This is a genomic window from Prosthecobacter sp., assembly GCF_020439865.1.
Classification (GTDB): domain Bacteria; phylum Verrucomicrobiota; class Verrucomicrobiia; order Verrucomicrobiales; family Verrucomicrobiaceae; genus Prosthecobacter.
In genome coordinates, this window is the sequence record NZ_JAGRPF010000072.1 from 22177 (window position 1) to 35896 (window position 13720).

Genomic DNA, 13720 nt, shown 5'->3' on the forward strand with positions numbered 1-13720 from the left:
CCATGTCCCAGACCACCCAACTCCTGCCTCGTGAATTCGCCGCGCGTGCTGTTGCGCGTGTGCTGCTTGTCGATGATGAACCCCACGTGCTGGCTGTCGGCAAGGCCGTGCTTGAAGCACATGGTTTTGAGGCCGTGGCCGTTCCCAACGGAGAAGAAGCACTCGAACTGGTGCGCCTTGGAATGGAAGCCGGTCAGCGTTTTACTACCGCCATTCTGGATCTTACGATGCCCGGAGGAGCCTCTGGTTTTGAAGTGCTCGAATGGCTGCGTTCCTGTGATCCACGCCTGCCTGTGATCGCATGCAGTGGCTACTTCCAGGAGGATGTGAAGGAGCTTTGTCAGGCCATTGGTTTCGTCGACGTGTTGCACAAGCCCTTTAATCTTGAGAGTCTCTGTCTCGCTGTTCGCAGGGCCATGGTGCAGGAGCCTGAGTCTTTCGCCGATACCGCCATTCAGCCCGTGGAATGTGAGTCATGAAGTTGCATTTCCAAATCGCCAACAGATTCACGCTTCTGGGCATGTTCGCTGTCCTGGTAGGTGCTGGGGCGACTGCGGCCGGATTTGTCTGGCAGGAGTTTATTACCCTGAGGTTTGTGCAGAGTTCCTATCTCGGGGCTGTCGCTCTTGCCGGCCAGATGGAACTGAACCGGCAGGCGCTAAGTGAAGGGGAGATTTCGGGCGTGGCACCGTTGAACTGGGAAAATGAAACACGTATGCGGATGCGTTTGCAGACTGTGGACATCCCTCCTGCTTTGCAAAACCTTGGTCTGGAGGTTGAGGTTGTCGCACCGCGTCAGTCTGCCGCTGGGGGCGGGGGACAGCCCGTGACAAAATCTCCCCCCATCGTCATTCTGCCCATCTGCCAGAAGTGTGTCATCAGTGATCCTTCGCCCGCGCATGTGGACGGTCTGATCTACCGGGTCATGGCAGGCAGCACGTTGGTGATGGATGACACCAGCGACACGCGGGACCTCGAAATCAATGGCAGCGATCACTGGCTCATCAGCGCCGCCCCACTTTACTCGCGCAATGGACGTGTCGCAGGCGCATTTATCGCACGTCAGCCATTGGTGCAGTTGCGTCATTTGTTCAATACACAGCGCCTCACGGTGCCCATTCTAGGTGCGTGCGCCGGGCTCGCTCTGGCCGTGTTCAGCTTCTACATCATCGGCAGAGGAATCACGAAAAAGACTCACGCACTCATTGAGGCCTTCCGGGCAATGCGCTCAGGCAACCTGAATGTTCGGGTTCCCGCGAATGGTTTCGATGATCTGGATCTCGTTCAGGATGAATTTAACACCATGATCTCCCACGTTCAGGAGGAAGATCACCGCAAGCATACGCTTCTGGTTGAGTACGAGGCCGCCAAACGCCAGGCCGAGTCCGCCACTGCGGCCAAGGGAAGCTTCCTTGCCAACATGAGCCATGAGATTCGCACGCCGATGAATGGCATCATTGGCACCACGAGTCTGCTCATCGAGATGGGCCTCGATCCGGAACAGGAGGAACTGGTGCGAATGATCCGCTCCAGTGGAGAATCTCTTCTTCACGTCATCAATGACATTCTTGATTTCTCCAAGCTCGAGTCGGCCAAGATGGACATGGAGAAACTGCCTGTGGACATTGAAAAACTTCTTGGCGAGACCACCGACGTGTTCTCCCACAAGGCGGCGGAGAAAAACATCGAACTGAACGTTCATGTGGACGCCGCTCTGCCGCGCAAGATTCTTGGAGACTTTCAACGCATTAAGCAGATCCTCGTCAACCTCGTTGGCAATGCCATCAAGTTCACTGAAAAAGGGGAGGTTCTTATTCTCGCCCGCCAGGTTTCTCGACAAACCCCGCAGGGGGACAAAACGCTGCTTCATTTTTCGGTGCGCGATACGGGCATCGGCATTCCGCCCGAAAAAATCGGGCACCTCTTCCAAGCTTTTAATCAGGCCGACTCCTCCACGACCCGGAAGTATGGCGGCACCGGCCTTGGTCTCGCGATCTCCAAAAAGCTCATCAAACTCATGCAAGGTGAGATCAGCGTGGTCAGCGAAGAAGGGAAGGGTTCTGACTTCTTTTTCGAACTGCCACTTGTCGTCGCTCCAGACGATGAGTCACGGGATGAAGAAGTCGCGTGGCTTGATGTGGTTAAGAACCGCCCGGTGGCTCTTTACAGCGCCCACCCCACCACGCTGCAAGTTCTCAACCAGTCGCTGATGCAGTGGGGGATGACTGTGACAACCCTGCGGGATCGCTCCCTCACCGAACTCGACCATGTGATCGAGGAGGCCGGTCTGTTTATTCTTGATGTCTCGCGCCTTCGTCATGAAGAAGCGGTGCTGATGCTCAACGCGGCAGCCGTCAGGGGAACGGCCATCATCACCATCATGCCCATCACGAGCGCCAAGCTCGATCGGGAGCGTTTCAGCCCGCCGCCCGGCAGTCGGCACACACGTCTGTCAAAACCGATCAAGCGCCGGGAACTCCTGCGCTCCATGGCTGAACTTTACCGGATGCCTCGTCGTGTGGTTTTGGCTCCCATGTCCACCACCTCGGCATCACCCTCGACGCCGTCCACAGAACCTCTCGCGGTCCACGGCATGCCAGTTCTGCGACCGATGAGCACACCGGTGCAGTCTCAAATTCAGCAGCCTGTCATTCAGCCACAGGTCCAGCCGATCGCGATGGTTACATTGCCTGCTCCCCAGCCGTCTTTCCAGCCTCAGGTGGAACTGCCGATGGTAAAGCCTCTTTCGGCCTCATTCGATTCGCCCCAGGTTCTGGAAACGCAGCCACCGCCGGCTCTTTCCGGATACGGTTCTGCTCGTGCCGCGGCAGGCAGTCACGACGTTCAGGTCTCGAACTCCACCAATCGGGCCATTGCGAAGGCAGCCAAGGCAGAAACTGATAATTTTGCCAGCCAGAACCCTGCTCGCATCCTCTTGGTGGAAGATCAGCCGTTGAATCAGAAGATCGCAACCATGCTTCTGCAAAGGCTCGGCTACTCCAGAATAGACATCGCGAACAATGGTCAGGAGGCGGTTGAAATGGCCGCTCAGGGGAACTTCGACATCGTCTTTATGGATCTTCAAATGCCGGTGATGGGCGGTGTTGAGGCCACGCGAAGCATTCGTGGCAACTTCCAGCTTAAACGTCAGCCGGCCATCATCGCCATGACCGGGCATGCTCTCACCGGAGTGAAGGAGGAGTGCCGTGAATGTGGCATGAACGCTTTCCTCACCAAGCCTGTCTCCCTTGATGACTTCCGACGCGTGATCCCTCCGGCCCTGGCGGTGGAGGCTTCGCAGATTCCCATGAATCTCTAGAATGTCGCAGAGATGACCGGAGGCGTGTTGTCAGGTTTTCCCGTCTTGCGGCGGCCTGTGAAATGTCTGATAGACGCACTGTGAAATCTCATCTTCCCAATCATCCCACCCAGCTTTATTTCATCCGCCACGGCGAGGTGGAGGAGCGCTATCACAAGGTGTTCGGAGGTTCACGCATCGACATGGCGCTGTCGCCTTTAGGGCTCAAACAGGGGCAGGCGGTGGCGGACTGGCTCAAGGATACGCCGATGGACGCCCTGTATGCCAGCCCTATGCTGCGTGTACAGCAGACGTTAAGTCCCATGGCCAGGCAGCAGAACCTGCAGCCGGAGTTGATGTCAGGACTGCGCGAAATCGATTTTGGCGACTGGACTGGGAGCCGCTGGGACGAAGTGCAGGCAAACTTTGGCGTGAGTGCATTCGACTGGCTGGAGATCATCGAGAGCAACGGCATTCCCCATGGAGAAGGCGTGCAATCCATCAAGATGCGCGTACAGGACTGCCTGCTGCAGATCCTTCACGCTCATCCGCACCAGAGGGTGGCGGTCTTCTGCCACGGCGGCATCATTCGCGTGATGATCTCGCTCTTGTTGGAAGTTCCGCTGGCACACATGGCCCACTTCAACATCGAGTATGGCAGCATCAGCATGGTGGAACTGCTGCCGGAGCGGAAGCACGCCGTAGAGATTGAGCTGCTCAACTTCCAACCACCGGTTTAGAGGCGGCGGCAGCTGGTCAGTAGTTTAGCGGCTTGAGCTCAGGCAGCACAAACCTGCCATCCTTGCGGATGACTTTGCCGTCGAAACGGATTTCACCACCGCCGTAATCGGGACGCTGAATGTTGACCAAGTCCCAATGGACCTGGCTGCGATTTCCGTTGTCGGCGATGCCTTCGTAGGCCTGGCCCGGTGTGAAGTGGAAACTGCCGGCGATCTTTTCGTCGAACAGAATGTCACGCATGGGCTCTTTGATCTCGCGATTGAATCCGATGGCGAATTCGCCGATGTAGCGGGCGCCCTCGTCGCTGTCCAAGATCTTGTTGATGGCTTCGGTGTTGTTTGCCGTGGCCTTGATGATCTTTCCCTTGCTGAACTCGAGCTTTACGCTGTCAAAGGCGATGCCCTGATAGATGGTGGGGGCGTTGTAGCTGATCACACCCTCGACGCTGTCTTTCACTGGTGCGCTAAAGACTTCGCCGTCAGGGATGTTGTGATTGCCGCCGCAGGCGATGGCTTTGAGACCTTTCAAGCTGAAGCGCAGGTCGGTGCCCGGTCCGGTGATGTGGACCTGCTGAGTTTTGTCCATGAGCTTCTTGAGCGCATTCATGGCGGGGAGCAGGGCGGCATAGTCGAGCAGGCAGACACGGAAAAAGAAATCCTCGAAGGCCTGGGTACTCATACCTGCCTGTTGGGCCATGGAGGCGGTGGGCCAGCGCAGGACGACCCAGCGGCTGTTGTTCACACGTTCGTTTTGTACAGGACGAAGCTTGGCCATCACGAGCTTCATCTTGTCTGGCGGCACATCGGCGGCCTCAGTGATGTTGTGGCTGCCTCGCACGGCGATGTAGCAGTCGGTTTGCTTCATCAACGCCAGATTGTTTTTTGCAATGATGTCGTACTGCTTGGCATCGGCGTGAATCATCTGTTCGCGAGTGAGCACTGCATCGTTGATGCGTACCATGGGCATGCCTCCGACAGCGACAACTTCACGAATGAGGCTCTGGCCTACTGTGTTGGGCACGTCGAAGAGGTCGATCCAGACAAGTTCGCCCTTTTTGACCTTGGTGGAGTAGCGGACAAGCTGGCGGGATAGGGCGTCAATTCGGGGGTCGTGCATGGTCGTGGATTGTGGCGATAAAGACGCGTGCTGGCAAAAGGGAAAATTCAGGGAATGCTGCGGCATGCGCTTTTTGTTTTCTGTGCTCCTTTGTCTGCTGATTTGGCAGCGGGCTGCGGCCGAGACTCCTGCCTGGGTAAAAGATCTCACGCCGGGCACTGCCGGTGCCCATGTGCAGGTGCCCCCGTGCAGACTGACGTTTGAGCTTGGCTGGAACAATCTAATCACCGCCGGCAAGGCGACTCTGTCGGTGCGTGAAGCTGGCGCCTACTGGCGTGCCGATGCCACCGCAGCGAGCACTGGTTTTGCGCGGACTCTTTGGAAATACGACTGTGAGATGACGTCGATCATGCATCGCTCCGATCTACGGGCGCACTACCTTCAGCACAGCGAAACAGACAGCGACGAAACCTGCCGCTACCGGGTGTCTTTTGAAAAGAGCCGGGTCACCACCGAAACCTTGGTCCATCCGGTGAAGGGGAAGTCGTCCACATCAACGGCTCTCTGCCCGTATGGCCCGATGGATGACATCCTTTCGGTCATTCTCTATGTGCGCAGTTTGGAGTTGAAGGACGGGCAGAAGATCACGCGGATCGTGCAGCCTTGGGACAAGCCGTATCTGACAACCTTCGATGTACTAGGGCGTCAAACGCTGAACTTTGGCGGCAAGAAACGCCCCTGCATTAAAATCGGGCTGCAGATCCGCAAGATCGACCGGACCACGCTGGCTCTCAGCGCCTATAAAAAAATGAAGACCGCGACGATCTGGGTTTCTGACGACAAGCTGCGTGTTCCCATCGAAATGCATGCCAGTGTCTTCGTGGGCTACATGTCCGCCCGACTGACCAAACTTGAGTTGCTCAGCGGAAAAGATGCTCAGGGCTCCGTTCCACCCAACACCACAGTCAAACCTCCTTCGAAGTAACGCTGTTCTCAGGGTGCGGGAGCAGCCTCTACGCTCAAATGAATGTCGTCGAAATAAACTGGAGTTCCTGAGAACGGAGTGGCCCAGATGGCGCACTTTCCTTGGCCTTTAAGCGCTTTGTCCTCGTATTTGATGAGGGGATCGGCGGGTTCGGCCGCATCAGCCGCCCAAGCTTTGCCGGAAATGTTCCACGCGTCTCCCGCGCTCTTTTGAACGGCGAGCTTGACCTTGAGCCAGGCATCGCTGGTCCAATCGAACGGAACGCTCGTTAGCGTCTCATTGTTTTTGACGAGGTCGAGTGACTTCTTGGCCGGATTGACGATCAGACGATGTCCGCTCATGCCATGGACGCTGACACCGAAGCGCGGCGTGCTGCGTCCGCGTTTGGTGGCTAGAATCCGGGCCTCAATGCTGGCATTGCCATTGGCCGACACGGCCAGTTGAGCGCTGGCATCCGTGATGGGATTGGGGTCTATGACGATGGCCTTGTTACCATCATGAGCGCCAATTCTGATGGTGCCATCGACCACGAAGACTTCCTTGGGTGGTTCGCCTTCGGCCCAATTGTCGGCGCTGATCTCGAAGGATTGCGACTGTTGAGCCTGAAGGGAAAACGCAGCGAGCAGGTTGGCGGCAAGGATCAGTCGTTTCATGATTGGCTAGCGAAACAGAATCAACGCACTGGTTCTTTCAGCAGGGCCAGGGCTTCGAGCGCGGAGACGTCCTCATGTACCACCGCAGCAAGGCTGCGTGCGATGGCTGCAGGATTTTTATGCTGCCAGACATTGCGGCCGATGGCGATGCCTGCGGCCCCGGCATCCATGGCATCTTCAACCATCTTGAGCAGGCCGGCATCATCCCCCATGGCCGCTCCACCGAGGATGATCACTGGAACGAAACTCTGGGCGACGATGCGGCGAAAGTCGTCGACGGTGCCGTTGGTGGGGAAGGGGGTCTTCACGACATCAGCACCCAGTTCGGCAGCGAGACGGACGGCGAAGCTGACATTCTCCACGGTGTATTTCTCCGGAGCCCCAAGGGCGAAGGGAAGAGACTCGAGGATGACGGGAATGTCCGTGTCGAGACTGAGACGAATGAGGTCGGCGCATTCCTGGAAATTGGCCTTCTCATAAGCTGAGCCGGGATAGAGCATGTTCATAACGGCATTAGCACCGACCATTTCAGCTTCCTCAACCCCAAAGACACCGATGCTGCCTGCGCCTTCCCCTGTGGTGCGGGTATTATAAACATCCGTTCGAAGGATGATGCCTTTGCCCGCGAGGCTGTCCGCCGCACGCAAGGCCACGCCGAGGTTCATGACATAACCATCCACGAATTCATTGACCTGGTCGATGAGTTGGAAGGGATTCTCCAGACCGGGCACGGGAATGGCGCAGCCGTGGTCAATAGGAAGGATGACGGTTTTGCCGTTGCGAAAGAGTGCTTCAAGGTTGTCCTGGCGGTTCATGGATTTGGAGGGGGGCCGTTTCTTCGCAGCGTTGCACGCAGCGTGCAAACCAAAATCCCTCTTCTCCTCGACTCTGATCTCAGCGACCGATCCTCTGGGGCTGGTTTTTTACCTTTTCGATCTCACGAATGGAGCTTTCGATCTCCCGCTCGTAAGGGGTCTTGTCGCGCTTGTACTCCCGCACGAGGTCCAACGTCCAGAATGCACCGCTCAAACTGGTGGCGAGGAGCAACACGAACAGCACATAACAGATGAGGGACATCTGGGTCTCATGAGAACGCCTTTTCTCGCGATCCGCATCCACATCAAGCACCCCGAGCAGGTCCATCCACCAAAGACGCCAGACGCGGGGATCGCGGGCTATGTTCAGCGCCCAGAAGCTGATGAACAGGGCGATAATGGAAGCAATGGCGAGGCCGATGGGCATGCTGTGCCTAGTCTTAGCTGGCTGGGTGGAGTAAACCCCGAGTTTTATAGCGAACGGCTACTCAGCCTACCAGTTTTTGATCCATTTGATCGAAATGTTGGTGGACTGCAGGGTGTCGATCGACTTTTTTGTAGTGTTCAACTCGTCTTCCGAATATGACCAGAGGTCATACGTGGAGTTGATGGTGGTGGGCTCGGGGGTGGCCCCGGCTCCACCGCCTGCGGCCGGAGTAGTGGTCACCCCGGCCTTGATATACTGAAACGGGTGTCCAAAACCGTCGATGATGATGTAGGTGCCATTCTTTTTGGTCCAAATAGTTTGAGGAATTTCCACAAGCATCTTGTTTTTAATCTCGGCGGTTCCCTCAGTCTTTCCATCGGACGCTCCAGGTGCGCTGGAAGACCCGGCTCCGGCAGAGGCTGAACCAGTTACACCCTTGATCTGATCATAACCATCGCCTGTGAGAGCTTGATAAAGACAAGCTGCGCCGGAAGTGTCGAAATTAAGTCCTGGAGGAAACTGAGCCATTGTTCCAGTTCCGTTCGCTTCAGGATACTCTCCAAACTCGGTGTTGTAACGTTCGAGGGCCAGTTTGATCGCCTCAAAGGTTCCGGTAGTTACACGTCGTTTGGATGAGCGCATGGCATAGGTATAACCTCCCATGGTCAGCGCAGCGAGGATGGCGATCAGGGTGATTACAATCAGCATCTCCACGAGCGTGAAGGCCCGTGAGTTGAATCTGAAGTGTGTTAATCTCATGATTCTGGAAGGTTCGGGTGTTTGCACTTAGCCCCCCGCGCCGCCGCTGAGGTTCTTGATGACATCGATGAGCGGAAGGAAGAGAGCCATGACGATGACCCCGACGACAAGGGCCAGCACCACGATCATGAGTGGTTCAAGCATGGAGGTGAGTGCGGAAACTGAATTATCCACTTCGTCCTCATAGACATCCGCGATCTTCAGTAGCATTTCGGGCAGCTGGCCCGTCTCCTCACCCACGTCAACCATGGAGATCACCATCGGCGGAAAGACACCGCTGGATTCCAGTGGCGCGACCATGGATTCACCTTCTTTCACAGCGTCATGGACTTTATTGATGGCGTCTGAGACGATGGTGTTCCCAGCTGTGTCACGGGTAATGTTCAGCGCTTGTAGAATCGGTACGCCGGAGGTGACCAGTGTTCCCAAGGTGCGGGTAAAGCGTGAGATGGCGGTCTTGCGCTGAACATCACCGAATAGCGGCAATTTCAGTTTCATCCGGTCGATCCACCTGCGACCTCCTTTGGTGGCGGCGAGCATGCGCCAGCCCGCGATGCTCCCCACCAAGCCGCCCAGGAGGTACCACTTGTACTCAAACATGTTACGGCTGAAACCGATGACCCACTTGGTCAGTTCAGGCAGCTTGTCTTTGCTGCCGAGCATGTCTTCGAAGATTACTTCGAAGCGCGGCACGATGACCATCATGAGGAACACCATGATCGCTGCGGCGATGAACATGACGATGATGGGATACACCATCGCGGCTACGATCTTGTTTTTGAGCTTCTGGGCCTTTTCTTGATACTCGGCCAGTCGGTTGAGCACGAGTTCCAGCACACCGCCGAGCTCCCCGGCTTTCACCATGTTGATGTACAGTTTGTTAAAGATCCGCGGGTATTGCTGGAGGCTTTCGGAGAAGGTGCTGCCGGTCTGCACATTGTCCGCAAGCGTGTTGATCGTTCCCTTCATCACCAGATTGGGCTCCTGTCGGCCCAGTACGGTGAGGCCGCGGAGCAATGGGAGCCCGGAATCGATCAGTGTGGCAAGCTGACGTGTGAAGATCATCAAGCTCTTGCTCTTGACCTTGGCGTTGGCCCCGACCTTGACGACCTTGGCTCGTCCTTTCGTGCTTGATTTTGCACGTTTTTTGATGGCGGCAGCCTGGCCCTGGCCTTCGGCCGCGACACTGGTCGGGTAGAGACCGGCCTGACGCAGCTGATTGATAGCATCGGCCTCGGAGGCGGCATCTAGGTCTCCGGCGGTTTCCTGTCCGTTTTGATCCAGGGCGATGTAGTGAAACTTGGGCATAGGGCGTGTCTAGGAGGCGTTGGTTCAGGGGATTTTCAGCATACCGGGGCGGCGGGCATTCTGTCCATTAAAAATGTGCGGGAGAGCACTCAATGGATGTCTGTCGGCCGACGCAGACTCGATCAGGTGTATTTCAAGACTTCTTCGATGGTGGTCTCCCCATCATAGATACTGCGTAGTCCGTCCTCGCGCAGGGTCACCATGCCCAGTTCGATGGCCTTCTGACGCAACACGATGGAGGGAGCGCGACCTGTAATGAGTTCGCGGATGGGATCGGTCACATCCAGCAGCTCATAGATGCCTTTTCGGCCTTTATAACCGCTGTTGCCGCAGGTGGAGCATCCGGCACCGGTGTAGAAGTGCTTCCCGCCGAGATCCTCGGGGGACAGGTTGAGTTGGTTGAGGATGTGCAGACTGGGCTCATACGGAGCACGGCAACTTTTGCAGATCGTGCGCAGCAGGCGTTGGGCAAGGACTCCCTCGAGCGTCGCAGAAACAAGGAATGGCTCGACTCCCATATCCACAAGACGGGTCACCGCCCCGGCGGAATCGTTGGTATGCAGCGTGCTAAGCACCAAGTGTCCCGTTAGCGAGGCTTGAATCGCAATCTGGGCAGTCTCCAAATCACGCATCTCTCCCACCATGATGCGGTCGGGGTCCTGTCGGAGGAAGGAGCGGAGGGCCTTGGCAAAGGTCAGTCCTACGGCGTCATTGATCGGCACCTGCATGACACCGTCGAGTTCGTATTCCACCGGATCTTCGGCTGTCAGCAGCTTGGCGTCGATCGTGTTGATCCGGCGCAGGCAGGCGTAGAGTGTGGTGGTCTTTCCGGCCCCGGTTGGTCCGGTGACGATGAAAATGCCGTTGGGCTTGTGAATCGTCTCGACGATGTAATCAAACAGGAAAGGCTGCATGCCGAGCACTTCGAGGTCGAGATTGACCGACGAACGGTCCAGAACACGAAGCACCACCGACTCTCCATGCTGGGTGGGGAGGGAATTCACACGCATGTCGACCGGTTTGCCCCCCACCGTAGTCATGATACGACCGTCCTGCGGAATACGCTTCTCGGCGATGTTCATGTTGGCCATGACTTTGATGCGGGAAATGATCGACGTGGCCAGGTGAATCGGAGGCGGTGCCATCTCATACAAGGCACCATCCACTCGGTAACGGATTTTGAATTCACGTTCGAAGGGTTCGAAGTGAATGTCGCTCGCACGTTCCTTGATGGCCTGATGCATCACCAGATCGACGAACTTTACGATCGGGGCGGAGTTTGCCTCTGCCTCTGGCGAACCGCCTTCTTTTCCCCCTTTGCCGAGCTGCCCAAAGATCTCATCAATGCTTGGTGCACCACTGCCGTAGTGCTTTTCGATCAGGTTCAGCACCTGGCTGCGGCGTGCGACGACCGGTACGATCGTTTTTTCCAGCCCGAAACGCAGGTCTTCAGCAAGTTGAGGATTGAGGGGATCGGTGAAGGCAACGTGCAACCCCTGTCCATCCAAGGTGATTGGGAAGGCACCATAAAGTCGTGCCATTCCAGCAGGGATCAGCGCGATAACTGACGGAGGTGGTTCGAAGTCGGTGAGATCAAAATGATCCGCGCCCAGTTCATCCGCCACTTGGGCCCAAAACTCGTCTTCGCTCGTGTAGATACCGTAATCGAGGAGCACTTGAACAATGTCCTTGCCGTTTTGAACCGCATCCTGCTCGAGATCGTAAGCGAGGCCTTTGTCGATCACGCCTCGGTTTTCGAGCATTTCTACCACATTCTGAGGTGTCATAGTCGTCTGTAAAAATGAAATTCGTTGAGATGCCAGGTGGAGAAACTTAATCGGCGTCCGCCATGGTGGCTTCGATGACCTCTTCTGCGGTGGTCATACCGGCAAGAACCTTGCGAATGCCGTCTTCACGAAGAGTGCGCATGCCCAGTTCGCGTGCTCGCTTACGGAGCTGAGGCGTGGTGAGTTGCTGATTGATCATGCTGCGGACCTCGTCGTCCACTTTGAAAATCTCGACGAGGGACATGCGGCCCCGGTATCCTCCCTGACGGCATTTGGAGCAGCCGTTGGGACCATTGATCGTTGCGCCGAGCACCTGGGATGCTTCCAACCCCAAAGCACGCAGTTCACGGTCGCTGAGGCTGGTCGGAGACTTGCAATCGGCGCATAGTTTGCGCACAAGGCGTTGGGCTTCAATCGCCCGAACCGCGGATGCGGTGAGGAAGGGTTTGACGCCGATGTCGCTGAGACGTGCAACTGCGCTCGGAGCATCATTTGTGTGAAGTGTACTAAAGACCAAGTGGCCTGTAAGCGATGCCTGAATGGCGATTGAAGCGGTCTCAAGGTCACGAATTTCTCCCAGCATGATAATGTTGGGCGCCTGACGAAGCATGGCGCGAAGGGCGGCGGCGAACGTCATCCCGACATCTTCCTTCACCATGACCTGATTGATGCCGGCCAGTTCATATTCGACCGGATCCTCTACTGTGATGATCTTGCGGTCGGGACGGTTGATGAAATTGAGACAGGCGTACAGAGTGGTGGTTTTGCCTGAACCTGTGGGGCCTGTAACCAGAATGATGCCGTCAGGAAGAGTGATAAGCTGTTCGAATGCAGCCTGGTCATCACTCAGGAAGCCCAGATCGACCAGGCCAAGTTTGAGGCTGCTCTTGTCGAGCACGCGCATGACGACGCTTTCGCCGTTGTTTGTCGGAATAATCGACACACGCATGTCGATCTCCTTCTCGTTGTAGGACATCTGGATGCGTCCGTCCTGCGGGATTCGCTTTTCATCCAACTGCATCGTCCCGGTCATGATCTTGAGGCGGCCGATGATAGCTGAATGAAGGCGTTTAGGGTGATGCTCCACATCGACAAGCACACCGTCCATGCGGTACCGGATGCGGATGTCTTTTTCCAAGGGTTCGACGTGAATATCGGAGGCCTTGTTTTTGAAAGCCTCCATCAGCATGTTTGTCACCAATTTGATAATGGGCGCATCTTCGTCGGTGACCGTGCCGTCCATGTTTTTGGCCTTCGGCACGCCCATCACTGCTTCATTGCCATAAATATTGGCCTGGAGCGTCTTGATCAGCGAAGGAGTGGAGCAGTAGTATTCAATGTCCGGCTGCAGGACGTGGGGAAGCGCATCCAGGGTTTCGAAATCGTACGGGTCCGCCACCACGATCTGCAGGGAGTTCTGATTCGTTCCCAATGGCGCGATCTTGTATTTCAACGCCACTTCCAGAGAGATCAGGGCTTTCAGACCGGCATGCGGTTCGAAGCCATGCAAATCGACGTACTCCATGCCGGAACTCACCGCCACCATCTGTGCGATTTGCTCATCCGAGACGGTTCCTGTTTTGATCAGCAACTCGATGATGCTCTCTCCTGGTTTCAGGCCGGCTTTGGCCTGCTGGATATCGCGTTCGGTCAGCAGTCCGGATTCCTGGAGCTGTTCGAGGAGGTATGTTTCATTCGAGTACATGAAATCGTATCTGCTTGGCGGGTGGGAAGTGCGGTCGGAATTTTGCGATAATAACGAGACTACAACCTCGCGCAGGAAAGTGTCAACGTCTCGGCGTGAGCAATGCAAAAAATGATCACAATGAATGACAAACTGTTGTTTCGGGTGGCGTTCGACTTGCCCCGCCATCTAAAAACGACGATTCAC

At 56.2% G+C, this 13720-nt stretch carries 13 protein-coding genes; 4 read left to right on the forward strand and 9 right to left on the reverse strand.

The features are described from left to right. Positions 1-2 precede the first annotated feature (2 nt). Entirely contained in the window at positions 3-479 is a 477-nt protein-coding gene (locus tag KDL09_RS07460) for a response regulator (RefSeq protein WP_294383321.1), read from the forward strand. 749 nt (positions 480-1228) lie between these two features. Here KDL09_RS07460 and KDL09_RS07465 read toward each other — a convergent pair. Continuing rightward, positions 1229-1552 (reverse strand): hypothetical protein, encoded by a 324-nt coding sequence (locus tag KDL09_RS07465; protein WP_294383323.1) that lies wholly within the window; start codon positions 1550-1552, stop codon positions 1229-1231. Between the two features lie 51 nt (positions 1553-1603). Here KDL09_RS07465 and KDL09_RS07470 point away from each other — a divergent pair, with 51 nt between their 5' ends. Continuing rightward, positions 1604-3319: an ATP-binding protein gene (locus KDL09_RS07470; protein ID WP_294383326.1), complete on the forward strand. Its 1716-nt coding sequence runs from the start codon at positions 1604-1606 to the stop codon at positions 3317-3319. A gap of 80 nt (positions 3320-3399) precedes the next feature. After that, complete coding sequence (locus KDL09_RS07475) at positions 3400-4038, forward strand: histidine phosphatase family protein (RefSeq protein WP_294383328.1); 639 nt, start codon at positions 3400-3402, stop codon at positions 4036-4038. A 16-nt stretch (positions 4039-4054) separates the two neighbouring features. Here KDL09_RS07475 and KDL09_RS07480 read toward each other — a convergent pair whose 3' ends face one another. Continuing rightward, entirely contained in the window at positions 4055-5155 is a 1101-nt protein-coding gene (locus KDL09_RS07480; protein WP_294383330.1) for an aminopeptidase, read from the reverse strand. Between the two features lie 64 nt (positions 5156-5219). On the opposite strand from KDL09_RS07480, the gene KDL09_RS07485 reads away from it, so the two are divergent. Continuing rightward, a complete protein-coding gene (locus KDL09_RS07485; RefSeq protein ID WP_294383332.1) occupies positions 5220-6080 on the forward strand; it encodes a DUF3108 domain-containing protein in 861 nt (286 codons plus the stop codon). Positions 6081-6088: 8 nt separating this feature from the next. On the opposite strand, the gene KDL09_RS07490 is transcribed toward KDL09_RS07485, so the two are convergent. The 7 genes from KDL09_RS07490 to KDL09_RS07520 form a co-directional block, all read right to left on the reverse strand. Further along, positions 6089-6733, reverse strand: a complete 645-nt coding sequence (locus KDL09_RS07490; RefSeq protein ID WP_294383334.1) for a hypothetical protein — start codon at positions 6731-6733, stop codon at positions 6089-6091. Between the two features lie 20 nt (positions 6734-6753). After that, positions 6754-7548, reverse strand: a complete 795-nt coding sequence (locus KDL09_RS07495; protein ID WP_294383336.1) for a hypothetical protein — start codon at positions 7546-7548, stop codon at positions 6754-6756. Between the two features lie 79 nt (positions 7549-7627). Then, complete coding sequence (locus KDL09_RS07500; RefSeq protein ID WP_294383339.1) at positions 7628-7975, reverse strand: hypothetical protein; 348 nt, start codon at positions 7973-7975, stop codon at positions 7628-7630. 66 nt (positions 7976-8041) lie between these two features. After that, positions 8042-8734, reverse strand: a complete 693-nt coding sequence (locus tag KDL09_RS07505; RefSeq protein WP_294383341.1) for a type II secretion system protein — start codon at positions 8732-8734, stop codon at positions 8042-8044. 27 nt (positions 8735-8761) lie between these two features. Next, positions 8762-10042 (reverse strand): type II secretion system F family protein, encoded by a 1281-nt coding sequence (locus tag KDL09_RS07510; RefSeq protein ID WP_294383343.1) that lies wholly within the window; start codon positions 10040-10042, stop codon positions 8762-8764. 122 nt (positions 10043-10164) lie between these two features. Further along, positions 10165-11829 (reverse strand): GspE/PulE family protein, encoded by a 1665-nt coding sequence (locus tag KDL09_RS07515; RefSeq protein ID WP_294383345.1) that lies wholly within the window; start codon positions 11827-11829, stop codon positions 10165-10167. Between the two features lie 46 nt (positions 11830-11875). Beyond that, complete coding sequence (locus KDL09_RS07520) at positions 11876-13534, reverse strand: ATPase, T2SS/T4P/T4SS family (protein WP_345781078.1); 1659 nt, start codon at positions 13532-13534, stop codon at positions 11876-11878. Positions 13535-13720 lie beyond the last annotated feature (186 nt).

Coding starts and splice junctions, on each gene's coding strand:
- KDL09_RS07480 (WP_294383330.1), bottom strand. CDS start 5,155: ATGCACGACCCCCGAATTGACGCCCTATCCCGCCAGCTTGTCCGCTAC.
- KDL09_RS07485 (WP_294383332.1), top strand. CDS start 5,220: ATGCGCTTTTTGTTTTCTGTGCTCCTTTGTCTGCTGATTTGGCAGCGG.
- KDL09_RS07470 (WP_294383326.1), top strand. CDS start 1,604: ATGGAGAAACTGCCTGTGGACATTGAAAAACTTCTTGGCGAGACCACC.
- KDL09_RS07505 (WP_294383341.1), bottom strand. CDS start 8,734: ATGAGATTAACACACTTCAGATTCAACTCACGGGCCTTCACGCTCGTG.
- KDL09_RS07515 (WP_294383345.1), bottom strand. CDS start 11,829: ATGACACCTCAGAATGTGGTAGAAATGCTCGAAAACCGAGGCGTGATC.
- KDL09_RS07500 (WP_294383339.1), bottom strand. CDS start 7,975: ATGCCCATCGGCCTCGCCATTGCTTCCATTATCGCCCTGTTCATCAGC.
- KDL09_RS07495 (WP_294383336.1), bottom strand. CDS start 7,548: ATGAACCGCCAGGACAACCTTGAAGCACTCTTTCGCAACGGCAAAACC.
- KDL09_RS07460 (WP_294383321.1), top strand. CDS start 3: ATGTCCCAGACCACCCAACTCCTGCCTCGTGAATTCGCCGCGCGTGCT.
- KDL09_RS07520 (WP_345781078.1), bottom strand. CDS start 13,534: ATGTACTCGAATGAAACATACCTCCTCGAACAGCTCCAGGAATCCGGA.
- KDL09_RS07490 (WP_294383334.1), bottom strand. CDS start 6,733: ATGAAACGACTGATCCTTGCCGCCAACCTGCTCGCTGCGTTTTCCCTT.
- KDL09_RS07510 (WP_294383343.1), bottom strand. CDS start 10,042: ATGCCCAAGTTTCACTACATCGCCCTGGATCAAAACGGACAGGAAACC.